A 26435-nucleotide genomic window follows, 5' to 3' on the forward strand; every position below is an offset into this window, starting at 1 on the left:
TTTTGAACGGAGTCAAAGGGAGCACGAAGAATCCGTCACCTTGTCCCGATAACTATCGGGATAGTTTCAGGGGCTTACAACGAATGGATTCCTGCCTGTTTATCCCGTTGAAGAACGGGACGCAGGAATAACACTAGCACCTGTCATCCTATGTTTGACCTGTCATCCTATGTTTGTAAGAGGATGACAAAGAGAAACATAAAACCGGTTTCAAGAAATTATATTCCATCTCGACTCCGCTCCATGTGACAATTTCTTATCTTTATGTAATATGGATGAGCGTGTTGACATTTTGGACGAACGAGGAAAACCAACAGGGGAATCCTGTTTAAAATCTGAAGCACACCGCAAAGGTTTACTACATCCCACTGTTCATGTTTGGCTGTACACACCCGATGGTCGTGTACTGATTCAACAACGAGGCAAAAACAAAGCTACCCATTCCCTACATTGGGATGTTTCGGTTGCCGGGCACGTGGCTGCGGGGGAAAAAATCATTTCAGCAGCTATCAGGGAAGTTGAAGAGGAAATAGGTATTCAGGTTTCAGAAACCGAATTGGAATCCCTTGGTACTTTTAAGGCCGTGCACAAAATTTCCGAAGATTTTATAGATGCAGAGCTGCATCACATTTTTTTGTGCAAGCTAAACGTCCCGTTGAGCCAACTTACCAAACAGGAAAGCGAGGTTGAAGATTTGGCCTTGGTGCCTCTTTTTAAATTTGCCGAAGAAACTTGGGGCTTGGCCACTACTGGAAAATACGTTCCCCACGGCCCTACCTATTACAAAACCATCATCAAGGAAATCAAACGAAGGACTTGATTTTTTTCGCAAATTCTTCGAGCGAATCCAGAGCGTAGTCGTTTTGGTCGCCTGTCTTCATGTTCTTGACCACAAATTTATCATTGGTCAATTCTTGGTCTCCCAAAAGTATCACGTAGGGAACTCCCCTTTTATCAGCATACTTAAACTGCTTCTGTACCTTGGCATCCGTTGGGTATAAATCGGCTCTTAGTCCTTGCTTACGCAGACCAGATACCAATTTTAAGGCTGCCAATCCCTCTTTTTTTCCAAAATTGAGGCAAAGTACGTCCAAAGAAATATCCAAGCTATCTGGGAAAAGATTCAATTCTTCCAAAACCAGGTAAATACGGTCCAATCCGAAGGAAATACCCACACCGCTCACATCTTTCAGTCCAAAAATGCCCGTAAGGTCATCATAACGTCCACCTCCACCAATGGAACCCATTTTTACGCCTTCGGGCGCTGCCACCTCAAAAATGGCACCAGTGTAATAATTGAGCCCGCGGGCCAGCATAACATCCAGCTGCAAACTGGCCGACTGCAACCCAACCATTTCCACGGTTGAAATAATCTCTTCCAATTCTAAGACACCCAGCATTCCTACTTCAGAATCTGCTAGGATGGTTTTTAGTTTTTCCAATTGTTCGGAAGCGGTTCCCTTGATATCGAACAAAGGCTGTGCTTTGGCAATAGCAGCTTCGGAAATGCCTTTTTCCATCATCTCTGCTTTAACTTTCTCCTCTCCTATTTTATCCAACTTATCCAAGGCCACAGTAAAATCTACCAATAAATGTTTGGCTCCGATGACTTCCGCAATCCCAGAAAGTATTTTTCGGTTGTTGATTTTGATGGTGACACCTTTCAGTCCCAAATCGGTGAAAACGGCATCATAGAGTTGTACAAATTCCACTTCTTGAAGTAAGGAATTGGCGCCAACCACATCGGCATCACATTGGTAAAACTCACGGAAACGCCCTTTTTGCGGACGGTCTGCACGCCACACAGGCTGAATTTGATACCGCTTGAACGGAAAATCAATTTCATTCTGGCGCATAACCACATAGCGGGCAAAGGGCACGGTAAGATCGTAGCGCAGGGCTTTTTCGGAAATCTTGGGCGTCAATGAGGCTGAATTCTTGGAACTATAGGTTACATCATCCACTTTGGAAATAAAGTCTCCCGAATTCAATATTTTAAATATCAAACGGTCGCCTTCATCCCCATATTTACCCATCAGGGTTTCCGAATTTTCGAAAGAAGGAGTCTCAATCGGCTGAAAACCATAAGTTTCAAAATGTTTTTTTATGGTTTGGATGATATAGTTACGCTTGGACACCTCTGCAGGTGAAAAATCTCGGGTTCCTTTGGGTATGGATGGTTTCTTTGCCATGTGGTGTAAAATTCTCGTGCAAATATACGTTTTAGGTTGAAGAACTCAGTAAATAGGAAGCATTGAGCAGTCAAAGGTTTCAGGCACCAAATCCCAAATTCCAATAACCTAGCAACAAAATAACCCCGTAGTCAGTATGCTGTTGGCACTAATCATGTGCGTTTATTTTCTATTTGCTATTTTCATGTATCCCATGCTTAACACGAATGGCACGAATGACCACAAACTTTGGGCTTGATTCTTGAACTTGGTCTTGAAAATTGATGATCATTCCATTATCTGCTCAAACCATTGGTACAGTTCCCCTTTGGTGATAACGGCTCCTTGTTTGATCAATTCGAACTTATCCACATTTTTATCCTCTCCGTAAGCCTTGGAAGCTGTAAGGTATTCCACAAAATCGGATTGATAGTTGCGCTTGAACCAACCAAAGCCGATCTCCGTTCTTAAATCAATCTCCGGATTCATGACCTTAACAGAAAGGAGCTTCATTTCTTTATCCGTTAAGTGGAACAAATGCATGTGCCGTTCGGAAATGTTCTCCAAATATTCCACTTTGCTCAACACCCCTTCCCAAATCAAATCGCTAAAAACGTCTATTTCCTCCTCGGCAACCTCTGGTTTTTCCTTTTTTAAGTTATCCCACTCATCAGCGGTGATGGATTGGGTCGCGAGAAAGTTAATAAATTCGGGATGTAATTCCTCAAGTTGCTCCTTGGTCAATCGTCTATATTTCATGCTGCAAAAATATAAAAGGCTAGGGAAAACCACCGTGTTTTTGACTCAAGAAAACCGTCGAATCCTTGAATTCATTACAATTTCTTTAAGTTTAGATTAACACCCATAATCCCAGTGATTTTTGGCAAGCCCTTTTATTTATTGTAGTTTCGGAAACTAACATTATTAAATAAAACACGTACAGAATGAGATTTTTGAAATCATTTAAAACTTTAGTGGTTTGCATAGCGGCCATAGGTGCATGTGCTTTCTCGCATGTGAACGCGCAAGAACAGGTGGAGGTCACCGATGCTGAACTGGGTAAAATTGCTTCGGCCTTCCAAGGCATTCAAAAAGTGAATATGGAAGCACAACAGAAAGTAATGAAAACAGTTGAGGAAAGTGGTTTTGAGGCCAATAGGTTCAATGAACTTTATCAAGCTTCTGCGTCTCCAGAAAAAACGGTCGATGCCAGTGATGAGGAAAAAGAACGCTTTGGAAAGCTAATGAACGAAATACAACAGATGCAAGTCGGTTTTACCAAACAAATCGAAGAGATTATCAGCAATGAAGGTATGAGCATAGAACGTTACCAGAATATAGCAATGGCATTACAAAGTGATACTGAATTACAAGGTCGTTTGAGAACAATGTTATCAGAACAACCGCAATAGAATTTAATTGAAAAAAAAAAGCCCTCCGAAAAAATCGGAGGGCTTTTTTAAATTATAAGGTTTGAAGTTTACTTTGCTTCAGCAACCACTTCAAATGGGAATTCTACAATAACTTCCCTGTGTAGTCTGATAATTGCTTCGTAAGGACCAACTCTTTTGATAGCTCCACCTTTAATATTGATGAATTTTCTATCGATTTGGTGTCCTTCTTTATCCAAGGCAGCAGCAAGGTCGATGTTTGTTACAGACCCGAACAATTTATCTCCGGCTCCAACTTTAGCAGCAATTTTGATTTCCAATTGCTTTAACGCATCGGCAATCTTAGTGGCCTCATCAATAACCTTTTTCTCCTTGTGAGCTCTTTGCTTAAGGTTCTCCGCCAAAACTTTTTTGGCAGAAGGCGTAGCCAAATCGGCCAAACCTTGTGGGATAAGAAAGTTTCTGCCGTAACCGTTCTTTACGGTAACGATATCATCCTTAAATCCCAAATCCTGTACATCTTCTTTTAGAATAAGTTCCATTCTCTGGTGTTTTTTATTTCAACATATCGCCAACATACGGCATTAACGCTAGGTGACGGGCACGTTTTACGGCCTGCGCCACTTTTCTTTGGTATTTCAAGGAAGTACCGGTTAGTCTTCTTGGAAGCAATTTACCTTGCTCGTTCACCAACTTCATCAAAAAATCAGGGTCTTTATAATCAATGTACTTGATACCGGATTTTTTGAACCTACAATACTTCTTTTGCTTGCTGGTCTCAATGTTAAGCGGGGTCAAATATCTGATTTCCCCGTCTTTTTTTGATTTTGCTTGTTGCTCAATAGATGCCATACCCTTATGCCTTTGCTTTTAGTTTGTTTCTTCTCTTTTCCGCCCAAGCAATTGCGTGCTTGTCCAATTTAACGGTCAAAAAACGCATAACGCGCTCATCTCTTCTAAACTCAAGCTCGTAAGGGCCTATGGCCTCACCTGAAGCTTGGAATTCGAACAAGTGGTAAAATCCACTTTTCTTGTGCTGAATGGGATAGGCCAACTTTTTAAGTCCCCAATCTTCTTTGGAGACCATTTTGGCACCATTCTTAATCAAGAAATCCTCAAATTTCTTGACTGTTTCCTCTATCTGTGTTTCAGACAGAACGGGATTCAAAATGAAAACAGTTTCGTAATGGTTCATTATAATATATTTTTAAAGGAGCGCAAAATTAACAATATTTCTTTCCCCCTGCAAGAAAAGTAGAAAAACTTCGTTTAAGTACAAGAGTTATCAACATTAAAAAACCTAATAAGCCTAAATAACATATATGGCAATTTACACAACAAAATAGACCATGTTTACATCTTTTGTTGTAGGTGAGCAGCTTTTTTATGTAATTTGCCGATGATTTAAAACCCTACAAATCACCCCATTCTATGAAATTAAAAAGTATAATTGTAGACGATTCCTCGATGCAGCGCATGGCCGTTGCAAAGTTGGTCAACAATCATCCACACCTTGCTTTGGTTGCTGAGTACAGCAACGCCATTGAAGCCAAAAATGGCCTTAAAAACCACGAAATCGACCTTATCTTTTTAGATGTTGAAATGCCGATCATTAACGGTTTTGACCTTTTAGAGGCCCTAGAGAACCCACCACAGGTTATTCTGATTACAGGGAAACCTGATTATGCACTTAAAGCTTTTGACTACGACGTAACCGATTATCTTCACAAACCCATCACCTTGGCACGTTTTGAAGCCTCAGTAAAAAGAGCCGTTGCCAAATACGAGCAAATGAACCGGGTGGATGAGGACGAAGAGCACATCTTTGTAAAGAGCAACCTTAAAAAACGTAAGGTTATATTAAACGACATCAAATGGATCGAAGCATTGGGCGATTACATTAAATTGGTAACAGATGAAGCCAATATCGTAATCCTTTCCACTATGAAATCTTTTGAAAAGCAATTGCCTGCCGAAAAATTTCTACGTATCCATAAATCTTAGTATTGTGAATCTGGAGAAGATTGAAAAATTCAACAGCAAAAATGTTGAAGTAGGGGGCAGACAGATTCCATTGAGCAGAAACAAGAAAACAGAACTAGCCGAAGCGCTGGCCAATGTATAATTATATGTGGTCCACGTTGTAGACCAACCGTACACTTTTATACTTGGAAATAGCATTAAAAGATTTTTCAATTCTTTTAATGCTATTTTTTGTTTGGGCCAATGACTGTTTTTGAGGTATTTTAATCATTATATTTTTGAGGTAATCCCTTCTTATTCTCGCCACAGGCGGATATTCGGGGCCAAGAATTTGCACCCCAAGTACATTTCGCAGCGAACCCGCCATCCATTCAGCTGCTTCGTTCAGTTTATTGAAATCCTTATCCTTTAAAGTGATTTTAATGAGACGCACCAAAGGTGGATACTTAAATTGTTCCCTTTCGTAAAACTGCTCTTTGAACATTCCATCATAATTGTTCGTGGTTACCTGCTGTAAAATTTGATGGTATGGATTATAGGTCTGAATAAGTACCTTTCCCCTTTTTTTGGTACGCCCTGCCCTACCCGCTACCTGCGTCAGCATTTGAAAACTCCGTTCATGGGCACGGAAATCGGGAAAATTGAGCATGGAATCTGCACTCATAATGCCTACTAGACTCACATTCCTAAAATCTAGCCCCTTGGTCACCATTTGGGTTCCCACCAAAATATCCATCTCTTGGTTTTCAAAAGATGAAATGATTTTTTCATAAGCATATTTTCCGCGCGTGGTATCCAAATCCATTCGACCTACAGAAACATTTGGAAACAACCGTCCCAACTCTTGCTGGATCTGTTCCGTACCAAAACCCTTATTATCCAAAGTTGGACTGCCGCAGGCCAAACAAGCCTGTTGTAAAGCCATGTGATAACCACAATAGTGGCATCGAAGCTGATTTCTGTGCTGATGGTACGTTAAACTCACATCACAATTGGGGCATTGGGCCACGTGCCCACAAGTGGTGCATTCCACCACAGGGGCAAATCCTCTCCTATTTTGAAAAAGAATGATTTGTTCCCCTTCATCAAGCGCCTCCGTAATGGCCTTGATGAGAATTTCGGAAAAATGCCCTTTCATTCTACGCTTTCGGATAGCTTCTTTTATGTCCACCAGATTAATATCGGGCATCAACACATCACCAAATCTTTTCAAAATGGAAGCATAGCCGTATTTTTTAATTCTGGCGTTGTACATACTTTCAATACTTGGAGTGGCAGACCCCAGAACAATCTTTGCTTTGTGAAGTGCTGCCAAAACCACGGCCGCGTCGCGTGCATGGTAACGTGGAGCAGGGTCAAACTGCTTAAAGGAGCTTTCGTGCTCCTCGTCCACTACCACCAATCCCAAATTGGTAAAAGGCAGAAATAGCGATGACCGTGCACCAAGTACAATCTGGGCTTTTTCTGTATTTTTTAAAACGTTGTTCCACACCTCTACCCTTTCGTGAATGCTATATTTGGAGTGGTATACGGATACTTGATGTCCAAAATAATGCCTCAGCCTATTGATCAATTGGGACGTTAAGGCAATCTCTGGCAATAGATAAAGGGCCTGTTGACCGTTTTCCAGACATTTTTGAATCAGTTTTACGTAGACTTCCGTTTTTCCCGAAGAAGTTACCCCGTGCAACAGTACCGGTTTTTCTTCATCAAAACCTTTGTTGATGTCCTCCAGAGCTTTTTCTTGGTATTCATTCAAGGTAATATGTTTGGATTCTTCGGACCTTTCCTCAAACTGTACCCTGTCTTTTCTAATATGGTATTCTTCAAGGATATTTTTATCAATAAGAGCCTTAATCACGGCTCGGGAGCCACCACTTTCCTTTTCCAGTTCTGAAATGGGGATGGGTTTGATACTTTTGGCTTTCAACTGAAACAAGGACAGCACTACTTGACTCTGTTTGGGTGCTCTTACAAGCTCGTTCAAAAGTTCGGCCAGTTGTTTTTCATCCTCGTATTGTTCCGAAAGCTTAACGTAACGCACCAATTTTGGCTTGTACTGCTCGTACAATTCTTCTTTCTGAAGTATAACGCCTTTGTGAACCAAGGTGTTTATCAGCTTCATCACATTTTTTTTATCCACAATATCGCTGACCTCGGAAATTTTTAAAGCGGTTTGATGCTGAAGTGCTTCGAATACCAAAAATTCATCATCCGTTAATTCCCTTTCATCTACATCCGAATTTTTGTTGGGCAAAATGAGTGTTTCACTTTCCAACATAAAAGCACTGGGCAGGGCACTTCTAATGACTTCGCCCAGGGTACACATGTAATATTTTGCTACCCATCCCCAATGTTTTAATTGTATTTGGGTGACTACGGGTTGTTCATCAAGAATTTGGTAAATTTCTTTGGGTTGATAGGCTTCAGGTGCATTTTGATGTACGCGATAGGCCAGGGCGGTATAAATCTTGGATTTGCCAAAAGGAACGGCTACCCGCATTCCTTCCTGTATAAAATCCGCTTCTGCTTGCGAAATTTTATAGGTAAAGAGTTTTTCCAGAGGAATGGGAAGAACAACATCCAAAAAATAATCCATACGTTAATTCTCTAGTACCCTGTGCCATGTTTGGGTCCTGTACAAAAATGCCAGATAGCCTCTAACTTTTAATCGGTTTTTGTTGTCATCATCCAACCAGACCCTTCCTTTAAAGGTCATTGCCTGTTCGGGATCAAACAACTTATCGCCCTTATAAATACCTTTGTTGTTTTTCTCAAAATCTTCCATGATTTTCATTCCAAGGATAGGTTTGTTTTTTCGCTCTCCTTCGCATTTGGTACACAAAGCACCTTTTTTTCCTTCTTCCAAAATTTCAACAACCTTGGCATGCATTAACCCGTCTTCTTTATATATCTCAATAATGGCCTTGGTGATTCCATTGCGGTCATCAATGGTTTTCCACTTTCCAAAAACGGTTTGGGACCAAGTTATCTGACAAAACAGAAAACATATCAGATACATCCATTTATTGCTCGTTTTGCTGTTTTTCATGTCTTTTTTTTAAGGAATTAAGTGTGGCATTCAATTCAAAACCTAATAATAAGATATTGGAATTTAACCATATAAACACCATTAAAATCAATAATCCTCCCAGTGCTCCATAAAGTTCGTTGTAACGAGCGAACTTCTCAACATAAATGCCGAAAAGATATGAGGTCAGTAAAAACAAAAGGGTCGTAAGCAATGCTCCCGCTGAAAAAAAACGAGCTTGCCTTCCTTCTGCGGTGCCAAAATAGTAAAGTATGGCCGTTGCAAGATACGAGATGCATAAAAAGAACAGCAGTTTTGCTATTTGGATGCCCAATGCATCCCCTTTTTCAATATCGGTTCCCAATGTCCTACCAAAAAATTCACTTGCGTTTTCCACAATGTAAAACTCAAAGTACACAAAGGCTACCGCTCCCAATATCAATAAGATGGAGAGAATGACGCCCACCATAAGGGCATAGGCATATTGACGAAAGAAATTACGGGTGAGCTCTACGTGGTACGAGTATTCAAACCCTCCAAAAATGGCATTTACGCCATTGGCCACCAAAAATATGGACAACAAAAAGGCCGAAGAGAGCAATCCCCCTTGTTTTTGGTCTTTTATCTGCTGATAAATTTCACTAAAATATTCACTGGTGGCAGAAGGCAAAAAGGATTCCAAAAAGTTGAGAAACTGGGTGTCAAAATTGGCATTGCCCACACTTACGTAGGGGATGATAAAGGGTATAAGGGTCACCAAAAAGATAAGCAGGGGAAACAGCGCTAAAAAAATACTGAAAGCAATGGAGCTTGCCCTTGTGGAAAGTGCGCCTTTCACGATTCCCACCAAATACATTTCAATCAAATCATAAAGAGAGAGCCCTTCAAAGGCTTTTAGCTTTATTTTTTTCAATAAGCGCACCAGCCAATTGATTACGGGTATTTTCTCCAATTTCTCCTCTATGGCTTTGGACATTTAAACGGCTTTTAAACTTAAATCCATATTGTAAACAGAATGGGTAAGCGCTCCTGACGATATGTAGTCCACGCCACATTCGGCATATTTGCGTATGGTGTCCTCGGTGATACCGCCCGAAGATTCGGTTAGGCACTTCTCCCCAATTCGTTGCACAGCTTCGTGGGTTTGTTCGTAATCAAAATTATCCAAAAGGATGCGGTACACGCCCTCGGATTTCAATATCTCGTCCACCTCATCCAAATTTCTGGCTTCAACAATAATCTTCAAATCCTTCCCTTTTTCTTTTAAATAATCCTGCGTTTTTTGGATGGCGTTGGTAATTCCGCCTGCAAAATCGATATGGTTGTCCTTGAGCATGATCATGTCGTAGAGGGCAAACCTATGGTTTTCTCCCCCACCAATCTTTACAGCCCATTTTTCAAGGGCTCTTATGCCTGGTGTTGTTTTTCTGGTATCCAAAATTTTGGTATTGGTTCCATCCAATAGTAAAACAAAACTCTTGGTTTTAGTCGCAATCGCGCTCATACGTTGCATGGCATTGAGCACAAGTCGCTCTGCTTTTAAAATACTTTGGGAACTGCCCTCAACATAAAAAACAATATCCCCGTATTTTACCGGTGCGCCATCTTTAACCAAAACCTCCATCTTAAGTTTGGGGTCAACATAGCTAAAAACTTGTTTGGCAAATGCTACGCCAGCGATAACCCCTTCGTCCTTTACCAAAAGTTTTGCTTTGCCTTGGGTAGATGCGGGAATACATGCCAGGGAACTGTGGTCGCCATCACCTACATCTTCCCTAACGGCGTTGGCAATGATCAAATCCAGTTCGTTTTGAAATTGTTCTTCGGAAATCATCCAATTGTGGTTTTAACGAAAATAGTAAAAACATTGTTCGTTGTCCATGCCTTTGGCATGCTTAATTTAAGCTGAAACGTTTATTTTTGGGCATGCAGATTACATTGATTGCCATTGGAAAAACCGACAAGTCTGAACTTGAAGAACTTATAGACGTTTATGAGAAGCGGCTGAAACATTATATCAAGTTTCAAATGGACATAATTCCTGATATAAAAAACAGAAAAAATCTTTCCGAAGCCCAACAAAAGGAAAAAGAGGGCGAACTCATCTTGGCACAACTGCAACCAACGGACACCCTAATCTTGCTTGACGAAAAAGGAAAACAATACTCCTCACTGGATTTTGCCCAGTTCTTGCAAAAAAAGATGAACAGCGGCATTAAAAATCTTGTGCTGGCCATTGGTGGCCCTTATGGCTTTAGTGATGCTGTTTATGCGAAAAGTTCAGGCAAAATAAGTTTGTCCAAAATGACATTTTCCCACCAAATGGTACGGTTATTTATTGTGGAACAAATTTATAGGGGATTCACCATTCTTCGGAACGAACCCTATCATCACCAATGAGATAATTGGAGGCAAGAGACAGGAGCCAAGACCAAAACTGTCATTGTTCCTGTTTATTGAGGCGCAGCGGTCTACCTTCTGTTAATAAAGCACCCTAAATTTAATGGTGTTCTCAATTTTCTTGAGCGCTTTGATCACATCTTTATCGTATTCCTTGTCCAAATCGGTGATTACATATCCCACATCGCTGTCAGTGGAAAGGTATTGACCGGAAATATTGAGACCGTATTGAGCCAATATTTCGTTGATTTTGGCCATAATGCCTGGAACATTGCGGTGAATGTGCAAAAATCGGTGTGCCTTGTTTTGTTTGGGCAATCTAATATTCGGAAAATTAACAGCGTCCACCGTGTTTCCCGAATTGATGTAATCCATAATCTTGTTCGGCACAAAATCGGCAATGTCTCTTTGCGCTTCCTCTGTGCTTCCCCCAATATGTGGCGTAAGAATAACGTTGGACAAGCCTTGCAAAGGTGTTTCAAACGCTCCGTTGCTGCGTGGTTCGGACGGGTACACATCTATAGCTGCGCCACCTAGTTTTCCGTTCTTTAGGGCACTTGCCAGTGCATCAATATCCACTACAAAACCTCTGGAAAGATTGATAAGTTTGGCACCATCTTTCATTTGGTTGATTTCACGTTCGCCGATAAAGTTCCTATTGGCCTTGTTATCATCCACATGAAGTGTAACTACATCAGAAACGGACAACAAATCCTCCAAAGTGTCACATTTTACAGCGTTACCGAGTGCCAGTTGGTCGTTAACATCGTAATAATACACCTTCATGCCCATGGCTTCGGCCAAAACGGACATTTGTTTACCTATGTTACCGTAACCTACAATACCAAGGTTCTTACCTCGTACTTCTTGTGACCCAATGGCTGTTTTGTTCCACTCGCCGTTGTGAATTTCGGTACTACGTGGAAAAATGCTCCGCATTAACATAATGGTCTGTCCAATGGCAAGTTCCACTACGGAACGGGTATTACTGTATGGGGCATTGAACACAACCACACCCCTCCTTTTACTGTAATCCAAATCTATCTGCGTGGTACCGATGCAAAATGCACCGACCACCAACAATTTATCGGCCGCATCCAGTACTTTTTGGGTTACTTGGGTCTTGGACCTAATACCCAAAACATGCACACCTTTAATACGTTCGATAAGGTCTTCCTCGGAAAGGCTGGTTTTGATCAGCTCTACCGAAAAACCTTCTTCGGATAGATTTTCGAAAGCTGCAGGGTGTACATTTTCCAGTAATAGGATCTTAATTCTGTTCTTGGGGTATGATAAGTTTCTTGGCAAATCGTTCACAAATAAAAATTCATCTAGGTTAGGTGCTACGTGGTCGGCATTATTCGTTGCTTTTTCACGGTGCACATTTTCGGTATAGGCGAAAAACTTATGGGCAATACCGGCCTCGCGCATTACGTAATCGCTATAGCCATCGCCAATAACCTGGACCTCGCCTTCCAAGTCCAAGTTTTTTAAACATTCTATTTTACCGTTATGGGCGGCCAAAACATTGGTTTCATCAAAGCCGATGATATTTCCGGCATCATCAAATGTAAAGGTGTTTGCATACACCCGTTCGGATGGAATGTTGTACTCTTTAACAATAGGATCTATAAATTCCTTGAAGCCACAGGAAATTACGTAGATGTGGTCGGAAAACTCGTGAAAGAATTCCTTGTTCGATGCGATTGATTTCGAAATTTTTTGACGCAGCTCCACCACCAAGTCATCCAAATCACTTTTGTTGGCATTCAACAACCGGATTCTTTGTTCCAAGGATTCTGTAAAGGAAATGTCCCCATCGATCCCCAAATTGGTTATTCGCTGTATCTCCGCTACAATCTCATCCCTTTTGGGATTGTTTTGCAACGTCATTTCTGCCAAAACATCCAAAGCCTCAACCCGTGTGAGCGTGCTATCAAAATCGAACACATATTTACGTGCAGTTTCCACCATGAGTCCTTCCAAAAAATTAAGCCACAAAATTAAACATAAATTTCATCCTTAGAATCGGAACTCATCAAAAACCTTACAGATTTGCGGATAAATCAAAAATCCATTACGATTTGTTTTAAATAGCACCTAATTTTTTGCAATCACGTATGGATTGAGTTCAATTGTAAAGTTCAAACTCAAGTATTAAGTTCAAGTTTCAAATCTAAATTCCAAAAAACAGTTCGCGGTTGCAGTGGTAGTCAGAAAGAGGTCTGTTTTCAGTAAATAAATGCCAATGATTAAATCACAAAATCAACGAATCTCTAAAGCCTATTGTCTTACATCTCTCATCTAATATCTTTTTTTGACACGAATTACACGATTGATCACCAATAAGCAGTTTGCAGTGGGCGGTTTGTAGTCAATGAACGTATAAATTGCCCAATCTTTAGTCTTTAGTCTTTATTTCTCTTGTTTCTTGTCTCTTATATCTACCCCCAACCAAGCTACATCCCAACTATCAAAACCAACGTCTGGTCAACTTGCAGTAGATATTATAATCCTTTCCAAACATTTTGGCAAGAACTTTTTCTTCAGGTTTAATCTGAAACCGATTCATATAGGATACAAAACCCGCTGCAATAAGCGTATTGAAGGCATTGCCCAACTTTAGCCCAAAGGCCAACAGAAAAAGGAGCATTCCCAAATACATGGGGTTACGGGTGAATTTATAGATGCCATTCGTCACTAATTTTGAGGTTTTCTTGGGATTCAAAGGATCTACGGTCGTTTTTGTGATGAAAAACTGGATTACCGATATTAAAATGACCAAAACACCCAATCCAGAAAGAAACATGGCCAATTCCTGCTTGCCAAAAAACTCAAACTCGCCAATGGGCAAAAATTTGTCCAAAACATACATTAGTCCTCCAAAAACCAACATTACCAAAGCTGGCGGCACTTTCATTTTCATATCAATTGCTTAAAACTCGAAATTACTACTTTTGAACCTCAAAATAGAACCCTTTTTGATTTGAAACTAGTTTTTGCCACTCATAACGACCATAAGCTGAAAGAAGTTCAGCAATTACTTCCTGAAAACATAGAGCTGTTATCCCTAAAGGATATTGAGTGCTTTGATGAAATTCCCGAAACAGGTGATACCTTGGAAGAAAACGCAAAAATAAAAGCAGATTTTGTGACCCAAACCTATGGCTTAAACTGTTTTTCGGACGATACCGGTTTGCTGGTCGATGCTTTGGATGGAGCACCGGGTGTCTATTCTGCCAGATATGCGGGGGAGCAAAAAAGTGCCAAGGACAATATGGCAAAATTGTTATCTGAGTTAAAAGGGGCGAACGACCGTGCTGCACATTTTAAAACCGTAATCCATTTGAACCTACAAGGTAATAGTTACACGTTTGAAGGTATCGTTGAAGGCCAAATAACCCCAACCACACACGGGGATGGCGGTTTTGGTTACGACCCCATTTTTAGACCCAATGGGTTCGATAAAACCTTTGGCGAACTGCCTCCAAAGACCAAAAATGCTATAAGCCACCGAGGTAGGGCCATTCAAAAATTGGTTGATTTATTAAAAAAAAGCATCTATTAGCTTCCACGGAATAAAATTAACGTACCTTTGCCGCTTTATTAACGCCGCCGGTATGGGCAAGGTGTTGTGATGGGCTTAAATTGGGTTATACAAAATCGCTCTATACAACACAAACATATTTGCGATTTAAGGTATATACACCGCTATGACAAAATTTGAAGCCTTGGGGTTGGACAAACCCCTATTGGATGCTATTTCCGACCTCGGATTTGAATCCCCATCAGAAGTACAAGAAAAATCAATCCCAGTTTTATTGGAAAAGGAAACCGATTTGGTGGCCTTGGCACAAACAGGAACAGGTAAAACTGCTGCGTTTGGATTTCCAATGATTCAAAAAATCCAAGAGGAAAGCAGAACCACCCAAGGATTGATTCTCTCCCCTACGCGAGAGCTATGTTTACAGATTACAAACGAGTTAAAACTCTATTCCAAATATATAAAGGGACTGAATGTGGTAGCCATTTATGGTGGTGCCAGCATTACCGAACAAGCACGACAAATTAAAAAAGGGGCGCAGATCGTTGTGGCCACTCCTGGTCGTATGAAAGATATGATCGGCCGAAGAATGGTCGATATTTCCAAAATTGACTACTGTGTATTGGATGAGGCCGATGAAATGTTGAACATGGGCTTCTTTGAAGACATTAAAGACATTCTATCCAACACGCCCAAAGAAAAGTTGACGTGGCTTTTTTCCGCAACTATGCCCAAAGAAGTGGCTACGATTGCCAAAAAATTTATGCACAACCCTGTTGAGATCACTGTTGGATCTAAAAATGCAGGCGCATCCACCGTACAGCATGAATATTATGTGGTAGGTGGCCGTGATCGTTACGCGGCACTTAAACGTTTGGCCGATGCCAACCCTGGAATTTTCTCCGTGGTGTTCTGCAGAACCAAGAGGGATACGCAGCGTGTTGCTGAAAAATTGATCGAGGATGGGTACAATGCCGGAGCTTTGCATGGCGATTTGAGCCAAAATCAACGTGATCTTGTGATGAACTCCTTCAGAAAAAAACAAGTGCAAATGTTGGTTGCTACCGATGTCGCCGCCCGTGGCATTGATGTAGACGATATTACACACGTAATCAACTACCAATTGCCCGATGAAATTGAAACCTATACCCACCGTAGTGGGCGTACTGGACGTGCTGGCAAATCCGGTATTTCCATGGTTATCATCACCCGCTCCGAACTTCGCAAGATCAAAGCTATCGAGAAAAAAATTCAGCAGGAATTCATAGCCAAACAAATTCCTGATGGCATTGAAATATGCGAGATTCAGCTGTATCATTTGGCCAACAAGATCAAGGAAACCAAAATCAATAAAGAGATTGAGAGTTACCTACCTGCCATTAACGATGTTTTGGAAGGTATTGACCGTGACGAACTCATCAAAAAGATGGTTTCCGTAGAATTCACCCAGTTTTATAACTACTACAGCAAATCCAAAGACCTTAACAGTCAGGATTCCGGTAAGGACAGGGGAACTTCCAAAGGAGACATTCCATCAGAAGGCTCAGTTCGCTATTTTATCAATGTTGGGGAACGCGACGGTTACGACTGGATGTCTTTGAAAGATTTCCTTCGTGATACGCTAAAATTGGAAAAAGAGGATATTTACAATGTAGACACCAAGGACACCTTCTCGTTCTTTAATTCCGATGCACAACTTACCGAATTCATTCTTCAAACCTTTACAGAGTTTAAGGTAGATGGGCGCTTTATTAATGTTGAAGTATCCAAAAACCCCGGTGGTAGCGGTGGTGGCGGAAAAGGAGGCAAAAAACGTCGCGGAAAAAAAGGCGGAGGATACCGCGGTGGGAATAAATCCTACAAAGGCGGAAAAAAAGGAAGTTACGGGAAAAAGGGAGGCAAGAAAAAGCAGGGCTTTTATTAGTTAATTCTATATTAAATGGTAAGTCTCTCCTATTTATTTTTCTTTGTTTAGTACTTTTATAGCTACAAAGGTTGCATGAGAAGATTACTACTTATACTATTGTCCCTTATCCCAATACTCGGTTTTTCCCAAGTTGAAGACGGTCAAAACCAAGTGATAAAGGAGTTTACCGCCACGGTGATCAATGCCCAAACGGAATTTCCATTGGAAAGTGTGCACGTGGTGAACCTGAACCAAGTAAAAGGCACCATTACAAACCAGAATGGCAAGTTTACCATACCAGCGGCGGTCAACGATACGCTTTACTTTTCGTATTTAGGATTTAAAACCCAAAAAGTACGGGTAACCAACGATATGTTCAGGTTTGGAAATACCGAAATTGCATTGACAGAATTGGCCTATGCACTTGAAGAAGTGGTTGTAAGACCATACCAGCTTACGGGTTATCTGGAAATTGATGTCAAGAACCTTCCTGTGGACAACAATGCGTACCAGTACAGTATTTCTGGTCTCAATACCAGTTACGAAGCCGGGAATAAAAGTCCGAGTGCGGTAACCAAGGTTTTGGGGGCCATTCTTAATCCAGCAGACCTCTTGCGAAATCTTTTTGGAAAAAAACCAAGGCAAATGCGCAAGTTGCGGCAAATTAAAGAGGACGATAATATTAGGGATCTTTTGGCATCAAAGTTTGATAGGGAAACCCTTACCGAACTGCTTCAATTGGAAAAAGTGGATATTGAGGACATCCTCAACAACTGCAACTATTCCAAATCATTCATCAAAACAGCGAACGACCTTCAAATTTTGGATGCAATTTCCAGCTGCTACGAAGAGTACAAAGTGCTGAACAGAAACCAATAACGACCAACTTAACCCTGCTCTTGGGATAGTATTGCCCCGCTATAAATAAATTTCATATTTACGTGTGCATTTTATAGCTTTAAACAAAATCCCGATTCATGAAAAAACTACTTGTTGTATTGTCAGTTCTACCTTTGTTTATTGGCTGCAAGCAAGTTGAAAAAAAGCAGCAAGAAACCCATGTAGTTGAAAAAGTGGCGCCCAAAAAGAAGGTGCCCTTTGTTTGGGAAGGTGCGAATATTTATTTTCTGTTGACGGATCGTTTTAATAACGGAAACCCTGAAAACGATGTGAATTTTGATAGAACCGAGGAAACAGGGGTCTTAAGAGGTTTTGAAGGTGGCGACATTGAGGGAATCACACAAAAAATTGAAGAAGGTTATTTTACCGACTTGGGAATCAATGCCATTTGGTTTACGCCCGTAGTGGAACAAATTCACGGGGCCACCGACGAAGGAACTGGTAAAACGTATGGCTATCACGGTTACTGGACAAAGGATTGGACTTCCATTGACCCTAACTTCGGAACGCGGAAAGACTTGGAAAAACTGGTAAAAACAGCGCACAGCAAAGGAATTCGTATTCTTTTGGATGTAGTTTTAAACCATACCGGACCTGTTACGGAAAAAGACCCTGTTTGGCCCGATGATTGGGTGAGAAATGGACCAAAATGTGAGTTTACCACCTACGAAAATACCACAGCTTGCACCTTGGTGGAGAATTTACCGGATATCCTTACCGAATCCGATGAAGCTGTGGAACTGCCCGATGCCCTTTTGGCCAAGTGGAAAGATGAGGGACGTTTGAGCAAGGAACTGGACGAACTCCAACTCTTTTTTGAACGCACAGGATACCCAAGGACTCCAAAATACTACATCATCAAATGGCTTACGGATTATATTAATGATCTAGGGGTTGATGGTTTCCGTGTAGACACTGTGAAGCACGTGAATGAAAACGCTTGGGCAGACCTTTACAAAGAGGCGAACTACGCATTTGAATCATGGAAGAAAAAGCATCAGCATAAAATATTGGACGATAATCCATTTTATATGGTCGGCGAAGTCTATAACTATGGTATTTCGGGTGGTCGAGAATTTGATTTTGGGGACAAAAAAGTGGATTTTTTTGACTATGGATTTAAAAGTCTCATCAATTTTGAACTCAAAAACGATGCGGACAAGAGTTACGAGGCCATCTTTAAAAAATATAGCAAACTGCTTCAAACCAAACTAAAGGACAGGAGCGTTCTCAACTATTTAACCTCACACGATGATGGTGCCCCCTACGACAAGGAAAGAACAAAACCCTATCGCACGGCAAATGTGCTATTACTTACACCTGGCGCATCGCAGGTGTATTATGGCGATGAGACCGCTAGAAATTTAATTATTGATGGCACCGAGGGAGACGCCGCCTTACGCTCGTTTATGAACTGGGAAGATTTGGACAGCCTGCCCGAAACACAAAAAATTCACAAACACTGGCAAAAATTGGGTCAGTTCCGAGCAAACCACCCTGCCATTGGAGCAGGTAAACACAAACGATTGGCCAAATCGCCCTATGTATTTTCAAGGACGTATGTCAATGGGAAATATCGAGACAAAGTAGTTGTGGGGTTGGATTTGCCTAAAGGAAAAAAGTCGCTTTGGGTAAAAGGATTCTTTGGTGACGGTACCACCTTGTACGACACCTATTCCGAGACCGAAGTTACCGTGGCCAACGGAAAAGTGCTATTGGATAATGATTATGACATTGCCCTACTGGAACTTGTGGAATAATCACTATTGCCTAGAGTGCAGTGCGATTCGGTTCCCTTCTGAATCTAAAAAAACCGCCATGTACCCTATTTCGGGACTTATCTGTGTCTTGGGTTGAACAATTTTACCTCCGTTCGGTTCAATACGGTCGAGTTCGTTTTGAACATCTAGACTGTTGAAGTAAATCAACGCCCCTTTACTTTTACTGGGTTTGTACCAATCCTTGTTCTGAATAAGTGAGCCTGAAGCTCCTGGTTTTCCATGATCTGCAGGAAACCATCCCATTTTGGTGCCTCCAAAACCCTGTAACTTTATATCAACTTGAAAAACCGTATCATAAAACGATTTTGCTCGTTCCATATCCCTAACAGGAATCTCGAACCAGCCTACCATATTAAAATCCATAGCTTATTTATTTTCCAATATTTCCTTTAAACTCGCCAGACCTTCTTCAAAATCTTTTCCCACCGCCTTGTCCATGTTCATGAACAGCATCATAATGCTCATCGGGAATTTGTTCTTTCCAGAAAAGCCCCAAACTACTTTAGTTCTATCCTTCTCCACCTCTTTGGTAACGATATAAGCATCCGAAGTGGATTTGAATGGTTTTAAGAATCGAAGTTCGGAATCAATTCGTTCACCTTCCACAATTTTGGTGATTTCCTGCTCCCCCTTCCCTACTTCTTTGTTGCCTTCCCAATAATTAATGGCTCCTACCTCACCATCCGTTCCCGTAAACTTTTTTTTCATATCGGGATCACGTTTACCCCATGGAGACCATTCATCCTGTCGTTTTAAGGATTTGAGATACTCAAAAACAACGCTTTTAGGTTTGGAAATTTCTATAGAGCGAGAGACATTGTAGTTTTTTGGGGCGATAGCTGCCAAAATAATGATCAACAACACTATACCTAAGACAATATATAGCATTATCATAGCTGTAATTTATTGGTTATCAACTAAAAATACGAAATTTATTTACTTGGAAAGGTATCTTTTTAAAATCCCCTCAACATCTTTTATGGATTTTTTGGTCCAATCCAATCGTTTTTCAAACACCTCTATATCGGTTAATTGCCAATTTAGGTCCGAATCGCGCACTTTTTGTGCCAATTGTTGGATGATAATGGCCGCAGAAACGGAAACATTCAAACTTTCGGAAAAGCCCACCATGGGAATTTTAAGGAATCCGTCGGCCTGCTGCATTACTTCTTCTGACAACCCTTCTTTTTCGGTTCCAAAGAAAATTGCCGATTTGATAGCTGGAAAAAAATCAGGCAGGATAGTGGAATCGTTGTGCGGTGTAGTGGCGATTATTTGATAACCATCCTCCTTCAATTTGGAGATACAATCGGTCGTGGTTTGGTAGCGATGCACATCTACCCACTGTTCGGCTCCCATGGCTATATTTTTGTCCAAACGTTTGCCAAAACGATCCTCTATCACATGTACGTCCTGTACCCCAAAAACATCACAACTGCGAATTATGGCACTTGTATTGTGCAATTGATATACATCTTCCACCGCTACGGTAATATGTTTGGTCCGTTGTTGAAGCACATCCAAAAAACGCTGTTTTCGCTCTTCGGTAAGATAGGTTTCCAAGTATGTCAACAAATCATGGTCAAACATAAAACCAAGATAGGAAAAATTGGAATTTTGGTTTCTTGAAAAATGGATTTGTTATCTTGTCCCTCCCGGGATTGGTGTGAGTCTCAAGGCTTGCGCCAAGGTCAAGCAAGAAAACCGGGATACATTCGTGCAGATTGCCTCCATTTATATTTCTCTTTTACGAGAAACACCTCTAAAGACAATTGCCCGTTGCCAAACCTGTGAAAATGTGTGAAATTCGTGTCAAAACCAGAAACAATAAAAACCGGCATCCACAAGCGCCAGTTTTAAGGCTCTCATAAAAAATAAACCTCAAAATATGACCATGAACACCAAAAACGTAGTTTTTTCAACAATTTTCTCCCTGTTCGGAGCATGTAGCTTTGCACAAGAATCTAACAAAGTGCAAAATAACCCAATTTTTGAAGGCTGGTATGCCGACCCAGAAGGTATTGTTTTTGAGGACACATATTGGGTCTACCCCACATTTTCCGACGATTATGACAAGCAATTGCATTTTGATGCCTTTTCATCCAAAGATCTAGTACATTGGGAAAAGCATGAACGCATTTTGGATACGACCAAGATAAAATGGTTAAGGCAAGCTTTGTGGGCGCCATCCATTATTGAAAAGGACAGTAAGTATTATCTTTTTTTTGGCGCCAACGATATTCAGCGGCCCGGTAGAAGCTCCTATGACCCCAATAACGATATTAACCATTATGGAGGAATCGGTGTGGCCGTAGCTGATAGTCCCAGCGGACCTTTCGAGGATCATTTGGGAAAACCTCTGATATCCGACTTCTACAACAACGCCCAACCCATTGACCAATTTGTTTTTAAGGATGTGGACGGTACCCATTATTTTTTCTATGGAGGTTGGAGCCATTGCAACCTTGGCATACTCAATGAAGATTTTACGGGTTTTGAGCCTTGGGAAGATGGTAGTCTGTTCAAAGAAATTACGCCCGAAGGTTATGTGGAAGGCCCGTTCATGTTTTTGCGAAACGGCATTTACTATTTTATGTGGTCCGAAGGCAATTGGACCGATGGCAGTTACAAAGTGGCCTACGCCATGGCAGACAAACCAACAGGCCCCTATAAACGCATCGGAACCATTTTGGAATCCAAAGAAGGGGATATTGCCACCGGGGCTGGGCATCACTCCGTAATCAACAAACCGGGAACGGATGAATGGATCATTGTATACCACCGAAGACCTATTCCCAACAAGGACCGCGACCACAGGGTTACTTGTATGGACAAGATGGAATTCAACCCTGATGGCACCATAAAACCAGTGACTATGACTTTTGAGGGTGTTGGTGGCAACTAAGTTTCTTAAACCAGTTTAACTTTTGTCAGAATTATGCTGGATACATTTGTTCTGATTAATAATTTAAATTGATTATCAAAAGGTTATGAGAAATTTAATTCCCGTTTTACTAAGCGTTCTGCTTTTTAACTGTAACACAAATACACCTAAAAGTTCTGATAAAAATGAAGACAACGGGCTTCAAACAGGAATTTCACATTCTGATACATTGACAAAACATTTAAAACCGTTCAAAGAAGGCCTGCCAACAATTGGACTTTTAATGTATAATGGTGTCCTTCAAAGTGAGGTTGTAGCAACATCGGACGTATTCGCAAAGCCATCAGTTGATGGAGAACAACTCTTCAACGTTATCACCATAGCCGAAACGGACAATCCAATAACCACCGAGGAGGGCATGCATTTTGTGCCGGATTACACTTTAGGTAACTGTCCAAAATTAACTGCATTGTTTGTTCCCAGCGCTTATGACATGTATGCTCAGGTACATAACAATAAAATCATAGATTTTGTACGAGAGAAAAATCAAGAAACCAAATACACAGTAAGCAATTGTGCGGGAGCGCAGTTAATTGGCGCATCTGGAATTGCAGATGGAAAGAAAATTGTAACTTGGATTGGTGGTGGCATACAATTACAAAAAGATTATCCTAACTTAAAAGTTCAAAATGACAGTTTGGTGACTTTTGTCCGAGACGGAAAATTTTTATCTTCAAACGGAAATCTGGCAAGTTACATATCGGCATTGAACCTTTTGGAAACCATGACAAATGAGGAACACCGAAAATTTGTGGAGAGCTACCTTTATTTGGACCGTCTTCAAAATTGGAAAAAATGATGGGCTAACATAAAACCAAAAACATGCTCAAACCAAAAATCGTAGTACTAACCGGGGCAGGGATGAGCGCTGAAAGCGGACTGAAAACCTTTCGGGACGAAAACGGTCTTTGGGAAGGCCATGATGTGATGGAAGTAGCATCGCCACAAGGATTTGCCCGTAATCCTGAGTTGGTGCTCGAATTCTACAACCAGCGAAGGCGGCAATTGTTGGAGGTTGCTCCCAATGCAGGCCATAAGGCTCTGGCTGAATTAGAACAGGGATTTGATGTGAGCATTGTAACCCAAAACGTGGACAATCTGCACGAGAAGGCAGGGAGTTCCCATGTATTACATTTACACGGTGAACTGCTCAAAGTGCGAAGTACCGTAAACGAAAACCATGTGTTGGATTGGAAAAAAGACTTGGTTTTAGGCGATACGGACGACAAAGGGCACCAACTACGCCCCCATATTGTCTGGTTTGGCGAAATGGTACCAATGCTTGAAACTGCCGCGCAAATCACCCAACAGGCCCAAATACTTATTATTGTGGGAACCTCTATGCAAGTCTATCCCGCTGCAAGTTTAATCCACTACGCGCCAAATAAAACCCCGATTTACTTTGTAGATCCAAAGCCCAATATTCGTTCATCGGATTTCGAAAACCTTACCATAATCTCCAAAACAGCAGCAGAGGGAATTCCCGAATTGGTGGAACAGTTTTTTAATAGTTGGCCCTAGTTTCTTTTGCCCAGGCTACCAATACATTTATTTGCTCCTCGGACAATTTCGCATCAGCGTGGGTCCATGTGTATTCCTTTAAGGGCATTTTTCCCTCTTCCACCTCTTCGATGAGTTCTTCCAGTTTGTGATTCTTTTTTTCAGCATCGTAGTTGGCCCAATCGGAAAAATCAAGATGTTCCTTGCCCTCTTCAATATGGTCTGCCAACCAATAGGAAACCGGGGCAATGTTATTGTACCAAGGATATTTGGTATTGGCGCTATGGCAATCATAACAGGCCGTCTTTAAAATTTGTTTTACTGCTGTTGGAGGTTGGGTCTCTGTTTCAAAGGCAGCCACATAATCGCCTTCAGCTACATTTTTTTCAGGTCGGTAAAATTGCATTCCTACCAATACAACCAAAAGAACAATTGCTATTTTTTTCACTATTTTCATCACCTACAGGATTTTAGTAAATATATTGATTTTTTGTGACCGAAGAGGAACTCCATATCAGACTTTGTTCAGGTAGAATATCGAAACTTGAAATAGATGTTTTGGTTCAGCAATTGAAGAAAGAACCCCGACTGGCCAAGGCACTTTTTAAACAGGTGTTGTTGGAAGACAAAGCAGGAAGTTTCAATGCGAGTTGGACTTTTGATCATTTAATGCGAAAAGACCCCTCCTTGATCCTCCCCTTTTTTGAAGATTTTGTGAACGGTTTGTCAAAATTAAAAACCGAATCTTGTATAAGACCCATTGCACACGTTTGTGAAATGATTTGCGAAGCCTACTTTAAGAAAAAAGACCCCGTTTTTGTCCAAAGTATTACCGACGACCAATTGGAAAAAATAATGACATCCTGTTTTGAGTGGCTCATCGGTCCAATGAACATGGCACCCAAGGTATTTTCCATGACCAGTCTGTATTACTTAGGTTCAAAATTTGATTGGGTACGCCCCGAACTCAAACAAGTGTTGGAGGACACTTACGCCACAGGAACCGCGGGCTACAAAAACCGAGCAAAAAAAACTCTGGATAAGTTGGCCAAATTGGGTGTCTAAAACACAGCGTTTAAGTATCTTTGATGCTTTCAAAATTTTCTTGACCATGTCGCTGACACAACTAAATGCCATTTCGCCGATTGACGGTAGATACAGAAACAAAACCAAGGCCCTTAAAGATTATTTTTCGGAAGAGGCCTTGATCAAATACCGTGTTCAAGTTGAGATTGAATACTTTATTGCCCTTTGTGAGGTTCCATTGCCACAACTGGCCGATTTCAACAAAAAGCTGTTCCCCGAATTACAAAAAATTTATCAAGAGTTTTCTGCGGAAGATGCACAGGCGATCAAAGATATTGAAAAGACCACCAACCACGATGTAAAAGCCGTGGAGTACTTCATCAAGCAAAAGTTTGATGCATTAAACCTTCAAAAATACAAGGAGTTTATCCACTTTGGATTGACTTCTCAAGATATCAACAATACTGCGATACCTCTGTCCATCAAAGAAGCTATAAACGATGTATACGTTCCTTCTTATTTAGAGGTTTTGGAGAAATTGAAGGAGCTTGCCAAAGCATGGGAAAACATCCCCATGTTGGCAAGAACACACGGACAACCGGCCTCCCCTACCCGTTTGGGCAAGGAAATCGACGTTTTTGTCGTACGTTTTAAAGAGCAGTTCAATTTATTGAACGATATCCCCAGTGCCGCTAAATTTGGTGGAGCCACTGGGAACTACAATGCCCACAAAGTAGCTTATCCAAAAATTGATTGGAGAGCCTTCGGAAAACAATTTGTACAAGAAAAATTAGGTTTGCACCACTCTTTCCCCACTACTCAAATTGAGCATTACGATCACATGGCCGCTTTGTTCGATTGTCTTAAACGCATCAACACTATTTTGATTGATTTGGATCGAGATATATGGACCTATATTTCCATGGACTACTTCAAACAAAAAATCAAAAAAGGGGAAGTGGGTTCATCGGCCATGCCACACAAGGTAAACCCTATCGATTTTGAAAATTCTGAAGGAAACCTGGGGTTGGCCAATGCTATTTTTGAGCATTTATCCGCCAAATTGCCGATTTCCAGATTACAGCGCGACCTTACGGACAGTACCGTACTACGTAATGTTGGGGTGCCGTTTGCACACACCTTGGTTGGGTTTCAATCCACTTTAAAAGGATTGAACAAATTGGTACTGAACCAAGCCAAGTTTGAAAAAGATCTGGAAGACAATTGGGCTGTTGTTGCAGAAGCCATCCAGACTATTTTGAGAAGGGAAGGTTATCCCAATCCATACGAAGCATTAAAAGGTTTAACGCGTACCAATGAGAAAATCAATCAAAAATCCATTGCCGATTTTATTGAAACATTGAATGTCTCCGATGCTATTAAAGCTGAGTTAAAGCATATAACACCGGCGAATTATACCGGGGTGTGATTTTTGTTATTCCTGCGTCCCGTTCTTCAACGGGATAAACAAGCAGGAATCTCATCCGCTAGGTCATTTTAACATGTAGGACACAGTCTCGATTGAGAAGTCCACTTAATAAATTAGATTTCTCACACTCCCGCTGGTCGGTTCGAAGTGACGTAAAGCTAAGTGCCAAATCATGCATTTTCTCCCCAAGGTAGGTCTCTATTGTCATTCCTGCGAAAGCAGGAGTCCAATCATCGACCCATACAGCTTTTCCTTCGACCATTGCTAAAGGTAAACTAAACGCGAGAACTTAAGACATCTCGACTGCGCTCGATGTGACACGCATCTCCTTCCATTACGCTCACCACCCAGCTTACAAAAACCAGGGGAAAGTGTCTTCTGAAGGAGAGGAACAACTGAAGAAACTCCTTTCACAAGAACAAGTGCAAT

The 26435-nt window shown here is 41.2% G+C and carries 27 protein-coding genes and 1 pseudogene; 13 read left to right on the forward strand and 15 right to left on the reverse strand.

Annotated elements, in window-relative coordinates:
• Positions 1-271 precede the first annotated feature (271 nt).
• Positions 272-820 (forward strand): NUDIX hydrolase, encoded by a 549-nt coding sequence (locus tag AC13CC_RS04015; RefSeq protein WP_326280016.1) that lies wholly within the window; start codon positions 272-274, stop codon positions 818-820.
• Here the strand turns inward: AC13CC_RS04015 and hisS are convergent.
• Positions 804-2192 (reverse strand): histidine--tRNA ligase, encoded by a 1389-nt coding sequence (gene hisS / locus AC13CC_RS04020; protein WP_326280019.1) that lies wholly within the window; start codon positions 2190-2192, stop codon positions 804-806. The genes AC13CC_RS04015 and hisS overlap by 17 nt on opposite strands.
• A 267-nt stretch (positions 2193-2459) precedes the next feature.
• Positions 2460-2930, reverse strand: coding sequence for a DUF6495 family protein (locus AC13CC_RS04025; protein WP_326280021.1), 471 nt, complete (start codon positions 2928-2930; stop codon positions 2460-2462).
• Positions 2931-3115: 185 nt separating this feature from the next.
• Between AC13CC_RS04025 and AC13CC_RS04030 the strand changes: the two genes are divergently transcribed.
• Positions 3116-3583, forward strand: a complete 468-nt coding sequence (locus AC13CC_RS04030) for a DUF4168 domain-containing protein (RefSeq protein WP_326280023.1) — start codon at positions 3116-3118, stop codon at positions 3581-3583.
• 68 nt (positions 3584-3651) lie between these two features.
• Here the strand turns inward: AC13CC_RS04030 and rplI are convergent, their stop codons facing one another.
• The 3 genes from rplI to rpsF are packed head-to-tail and all read right to left on the reverse strand — an operon-like array spanning position 3652 to position 4757.
• Positions 3652-4104 (reverse strand): 50S ribosomal protein L9, encoded by a 453-nt coding sequence (gene rplI / locus AC13CC_RS04035; protein WP_326280025.1) that lies wholly within the window; start codon positions 4102-4104, stop codon positions 3652-3654.
• Between the two features lie 13 nt (positions 4105-4117).
• Entirely contained in the window at positions 4118-4414 is a 297-nt protein-coding gene (gene rpsR / locus AC13CC_RS04040) for a 30S ribosomal protein S18 (RefSeq protein ID WP_014031368.1), read from the reverse strand.
• A 4-nt stretch (positions 4415-4418) separates the two neighbouring features.
• Positions 4419-4757 carry a 30S ribosomal protein S6 gene (gene rpsF / locus AC13CC_RS04045; protein ID WP_482875958.1) on the reverse strand — a complete coding sequence of 113 codons (339 nt, stop codon included), beginning with the start codon at positions 4755-4757 and terminating at the stop codon, positions 4419-4421.
• Between the two features lie 236 nt (positions 4758-4993).
• On the opposite strand from rpsF, the pseudogene AC13CC_RS04050 reads away from it, so the two are divergent.
• Positions 4994-5687: pseudogene (locus tag AC13CC_RS04050) on the forward strand (LytR/AlgR family response regulator transcription factor).
• Here the strand turns inward: AC13CC_RS04050 and priA are convergent.
• Genes priA through nadC form a run of 4 tightly spaced genes read right to left on the reverse strand, consistent with a single transcriptional unit; the run spans position 5688 to position 10410 of the window.
• Positions 5688-8144, reverse strand: coding sequence for a replication restart helicase PriA (gene priA, locus AC13CC_RS04055; RefSeq protein ID WP_482875959.1), 2457 nt, complete (start codon positions 8142-8144; stop codon positions 5688-5690).
• Positions 8145-8147: 3 nt separating this feature from the next.
• Positions 8148-8597 carry a DUF2147 domain-containing protein gene (locus AC13CC_RS04060; protein WP_326280031.1) on the reverse strand — a complete coding sequence of 150 codons (450 nt, stop codon included), beginning with the start codon at positions 8595-8597 and terminating at the stop codon, positions 8148-8150.
• Complete coding sequence (locus tag AC13CC_RS04065) at positions 8572-9552, reverse strand: YihY/virulence factor BrkB family protein (RefSeq protein ID WP_326280033.1); 981 nt, start codon at positions 9550-9552, stop codon at positions 8572-8574. The genes AC13CC_RS04060 and AC13CC_RS04065 overlap by 26 nt, the downstream gene beginning before the upstream one ends.
• Entirely contained in the window at positions 9553-10410 is an 858-nt protein-coding gene (gene nadC, locus AC13CC_RS04070) for a carboxylating nicotinate-nucleotide diphosphorylase (protein ID WP_326280035.1), read from the reverse strand.
• Between the two features lie 92 nt (positions 10411-10502).
• Between nadC and rlmH the strand changes: the two genes are divergently transcribed.
• Positions 10503-10976: a 23S rRNA (pseudouridine(1915)-N(3))-methyltransferase RlmH gene (rlmH, locus tag AC13CC_RS04075; protein ID WP_326280037.1), complete on the forward strand. Its 474-nt coding sequence runs from the start codon at positions 10503-10505 to the stop codon at positions 10974-10976.
• A gap of 81 nt (positions 10977-11057) precedes the next feature.
• Here rlmH and serA read toward each other — a convergent pair whose 3' ends face one another.
• Both serA and AC13CC_RS04085 read right to left on the reverse strand, forming a co-directional pair.
• Positions 11058-12950 carry a phosphoglycerate dehydrogenase gene (serA, locus tag AC13CC_RS04080; RefSeq protein WP_326280060.1) on the reverse strand — a complete coding sequence of 631 codons (1893 nt, stop codon included), beginning with the start codon at positions 12948-12950 and terminating at the stop codon, positions 11058-11060.
• Between the two features lie 499 nt (positions 12951-13449).
• Positions 13450-13902 carry a methyltransferase family protein gene (locus tag AC13CC_RS04085; protein WP_326280039.1) on the reverse strand — a complete coding sequence of 151 codons (453 nt, stop codon included), beginning with the start codon at positions 13900-13902 and terminating at the stop codon, positions 13450-13452.
• Between the two features lie 60 nt (positions 13903-13962).
• Here AC13CC_RS04085 and AC13CC_RS04090 point away from each other — a divergent pair, with 60 nt between their 5' ends.
• From AC13CC_RS04090 to AC13CC_RS04105, 4 genes are all read left to right on the forward strand, one after another.
• A complete protein-coding gene (locus AC13CC_RS04090; protein ID WP_326280041.1) occupies positions 13963-14544 on the forward strand; it encodes a non-canonical purine NTP diphosphatase in 582 nt (193 codons plus the stop codon).
• Between the two features lie 145 nt (positions 14545-14689).
• Positions 14690-16444, forward strand: coding sequence for a DEAD/DEAH box helicase (locus AC13CC_RS04095; RefSeq protein WP_326280043.1), 1755 nt, complete (start codon positions 14690-14692; stop codon positions 16442-16444).
• Between the two features lie 75 nt (positions 16445-16519).
• Positions 16520-17305 (forward strand): carboxypeptidase-like regulatory domain-containing protein, encoded by a 786-nt coding sequence (locus tag AC13CC_RS04100; protein ID WP_326280045.1) that lies wholly within the window; start codon positions 16520-16522, stop codon positions 17303-17305.
• Between the two features lie 98 nt (positions 17306-17403).
• The gene (locus AC13CC_RS04105) at positions 17404-19086 is read left to right on the forward strand and encodes an alpha-amylase family glycosyl hydrolase (protein ID WP_326280047.1); all 1683 of its coding nucleotides are present in this window, start codon (positions 17404-17406) and stop codon (positions 19084-19086) included.
• A gap of 3 nt (positions 19087-19089) precedes the next feature.
• On the opposite strand, the gene AC13CC_RS04110 is transcribed toward AC13CC_RS04105, so the two are convergent.
• Genes AC13CC_RS04110 through AC13CC_RS04120 form a run of 3 tightly spaced genes read right to left on the reverse strand, consistent with a single transcriptional unit; the run spans position 19090 to position 20697 of the window.
• A complete protein-coding gene (locus AC13CC_RS04110) occupies positions 19090-19470 on the reverse strand; it encodes a VOC family protein (protein ID WP_326280049.1) in 381 nt (126 codons plus the stop codon).
• Positions 19471-19473: 3 nt separating this feature from the next.
• Complete coding sequence (locus tag AC13CC_RS04115; RefSeq protein ID WP_326280051.1) at positions 19474-20001, reverse strand: SRPBCC family protein; 528 nt, start codon at positions 19999-20001, stop codon at positions 19474-19476.
• Between the two features lie 42 nt (positions 20002-20043).
• The gene (locus AC13CC_RS04120) at positions 20044-20697 is read right to left on the reverse strand and encodes a TrmH family RNA methyltransferase (protein ID WP_326280053.1); all 654 of its coding nucleotides are present in this window, start codon (positions 20695-20697) and stop codon (positions 20044-20046) included.
• 304 nt (positions 20698-21001) lie between these two features.
• Between AC13CC_RS04120 and AC13CC_RS04125 the strand changes: the two genes are divergently transcribed.
• The 3 genes from AC13CC_RS04125 (at position 21002) to AC13CC_RS04135 (ending at position 23572) form a co-directional block, all read left to right on the forward strand.
• On the forward strand, positions 21002-22012 hold the full coding sequence (locus tag AC13CC_RS04125; RefSeq protein WP_326280054.1) for a glycoside hydrolase family 43 protein: 1011 nt from the start codon (positions 21002-21004) through the stop codon (positions 22010-22012).
• Between the two features lie 85 nt (positions 22013-22097).
• Positions 22098-22850 carry a DJ-1/PfpI family protein gene (locus AC13CC_RS04130; protein ID WP_482875965.1) on the forward strand — a complete coding sequence of 251 codons (753 nt, stop codon included), beginning with the start codon at positions 22098-22100 and terminating at the stop codon, positions 22848-22850.
• A 23-nt stretch (positions 22851-22873) separates the two neighbouring features.
• Positions 22874-23572: an SIR2 family NAD-dependent protein deacylase gene (locus AC13CC_RS04135; protein WP_482875967.1), complete on the forward strand. Its 699-nt coding sequence runs from the start codon at positions 22874-22876 to the stop codon at positions 23570-23572.
• Here the strand turns inward: AC13CC_RS04135 and AC13CC_RS04140 are convergent.
• Entirely contained in the window at positions 23556-24008 is a 453-nt protein-coding gene (locus AC13CC_RS04140; protein WP_326279784.1) for a heme-binding domain-containing protein, read from the reverse strand. The genes AC13CC_RS04135 and AC13CC_RS04140 overlap by 17 nt on opposite strands.
• A 35-nt stretch (positions 24009-24043) precedes the next feature.
• Here AC13CC_RS04140 and AC13CC_RS04145 point away from each other — a divergent pair, with 35 nt between their 5' ends.
• Positions 24044-24616, forward strand: coding sequence for an adenylosuccinate lyase (locus tag AC13CC_RS04145; protein WP_326279783.1), 573 nt, complete (start codon positions 24044-24046; stop codon positions 24614-24616).
• Positions 24617-24662: 46 nt separating this feature from the next.
• Positions 24663-26006, forward strand: coding sequence for an adenylosuccinate lyase (gene purB / locus AC13CC_RS04150; protein WP_326279781.1), 1344 nt, complete (start codon positions 24663-24665; stop codon positions 26004-26006).
• The last annotated feature ends 429 nt before the right edge of the window (positions 26007-26435 follow it).

The organism is Flagellimonas sp. L-11, from assembly GCF_056857735.1.

What these genes read in the sequence shown, in the direction of transcription:
- AC13CC_RS04015 (WP_326280016.1), top strand. Translation starts at nt 272, where the DNA reads ATGGATGAGCGTGTTGACATTTTGGACGAACGAGGAAAACCAACAGGG.
- hisS (WP_326280019.1), bottom strand. Translation starts at nt 2,192, where the DNA reads ATGGCAAAGAAACCATCCATACCCAAAGGAACCCGAGATTTTTCACCT.
- AC13CC_RS04025 (WP_326280021.1), bottom strand. Translation starts at nt 2,930, where the DNA reads ATGAAATATAGACGATTGACCAAGGAGCAACTTGAGGAATTACATCCC.
- AC13CC_RS04030 (WP_326280023.1), top strand. Translation starts at nt 3,116, where the DNA reads ATGAGATTTTTGAAATCATTTAAAACTTTAGTGGTTTGCATAGCGGCC.
- rplI (WP_326280025.1), bottom strand. Translation starts at nt 4,104, where the DNA reads ATGGAACTTATTCTAAAAGAAGATGTACAGGATTTGGGATTTAAGGAT.
- rpsR (WP_014031368.1), bottom strand. Translation starts at nt 4,414, where the DNA reads ATGGCATCTATTGAGCAACAAGCAAAATCAAAAAAAGACGGGGAAATC.
- rpsF (WP_482875958.1), bottom strand. Translation starts at nt 4,757, where the DNA reads ATGAACCATTACGAAACTGTTTTCATTTTGAATCCCGTTCTGTCTGAA.
- priA (WP_482875959.1), bottom strand. Translation starts at nt 8,144, where the DNA reads ATGGATTATTTTTTGGATGTTGTTCTTCCCATTCCTCTGGAAAAACTC.
- AC13CC_RS04060 (WP_326280031.1), bottom strand. Translation starts at nt 8,597, where the DNA reads ATGAAAAACAGCAAAACGAGCAATAAATGGATGTATCTGATATGTTTT.
- AC13CC_RS04065 (WP_326280033.1), bottom strand. Translation starts at nt 9,552, where the DNA reads ATGTCCAAAGCCATAGAGGAGAAATTGGAGAAAATACCCGTAATCAAT.
- nadC (WP_326280035.1), bottom strand. Translation starts at nt 10,410, where the DNA reads ATGATTTCCGAAGAACAATTTCAAAACGAACTGGATTTGATCATTGCC.
- rlmH (WP_326280037.1), top strand. Translation starts at nt 10,503, where the DNA reads ATGCAGATTACATTGATTGCCATTGGAAAAACCGACAAGTCTGAACTT.
- serA (WP_326280060.1), bottom strand. Translation starts at nt 12,950, where the DNA reads ATGGTGGAAACTGCACGTAAATATGTGTTCGATTTTGATAGCACGCTC.
- AC13CC_RS04085 (WP_326280039.1), bottom strand. Translation starts at nt 13,902, where the DNA reads ATGAAAATGAAAGTGCCGCCAGCTTTGGTAATGTTGGTTTTTGGAGGA.
- AC13CC_RS04095 (WP_326280043.1), top strand. Translation starts at nt 14,690, where the DNA reads ATGACAAAATTTGAAGCCTTGGGGTTGGACAAACCCCTATTGGATGCT.
- AC13CC_RS04100 (WP_326280045.1), top strand. Translation starts at nt 16,520, where the DNA reads ATGAGAAGATTACTACTTATACTATTGTCCCTTATCCCAATACTCGGT.
- AC13CC_RS04105 (WP_326280047.1), top strand. Translation starts at nt 17,404, where the DNA reads ATGAAAAAACTACTTGTTGTATTGTCAGTTCTACCTTTGTTTATTGGC.
- AC13CC_RS04110 (WP_326280049.1), bottom strand. Translation starts at nt 19,470, where the DNA reads ATGGATTTTAATATGGTAGGCTGGTTCGAGATTCCTGTTAGGGATATG.
- AC13CC_RS04115 (WP_326280051.1), bottom strand. Translation starts at nt 20,001, where the DNA reads ATGATAATGCTATATATTGTCTTAGGTATAGTGTTGTTGATCATTATT.
- AC13CC_RS04120 (WP_326280053.1), bottom strand. Translation starts at nt 20,697, where the DNA reads ATGTTTGACCATGATTTGTTGACATACTTGGAAACCTATCTTACCGAA.
- AC13CC_RS04125 (WP_326280054.1), top strand. Translation starts at nt 21,002, where the DNA reads ATGAACACCAAAAACGTAGTTTTTTCAACAATTTTCTCCCTGTTCGGA.
- AC13CC_RS04130 (WP_482875965.1), top strand. Translation starts at nt 22,098, where the DNA reads ATGAGAAATTTAATTCCCGTTTTACTAAGCGTTCTGCTTTTTAACTGT.
- AC13CC_RS04135 (WP_482875967.1), top strand. Translation starts at nt 22,874, where the DNA reads ATGCTCAAACCAAAAATCGTAGTACTAACCGGGGCAGGGATGAGCGCT.
- AC13CC_RS04140 (WP_326279784.1), bottom strand. Translation starts at nt 24,008, where the DNA reads ATGAAAATAGTGAAAAAAATAGCAATTGTTCTTTTGGTTGTATTGGTA.
- purB (WP_326279781.1), top strand. Translation starts at nt 24,663, where the DNA reads ATGTCGCTGACACAACTAAATGCCATTTCGCCGATTGACGGTAGATAC.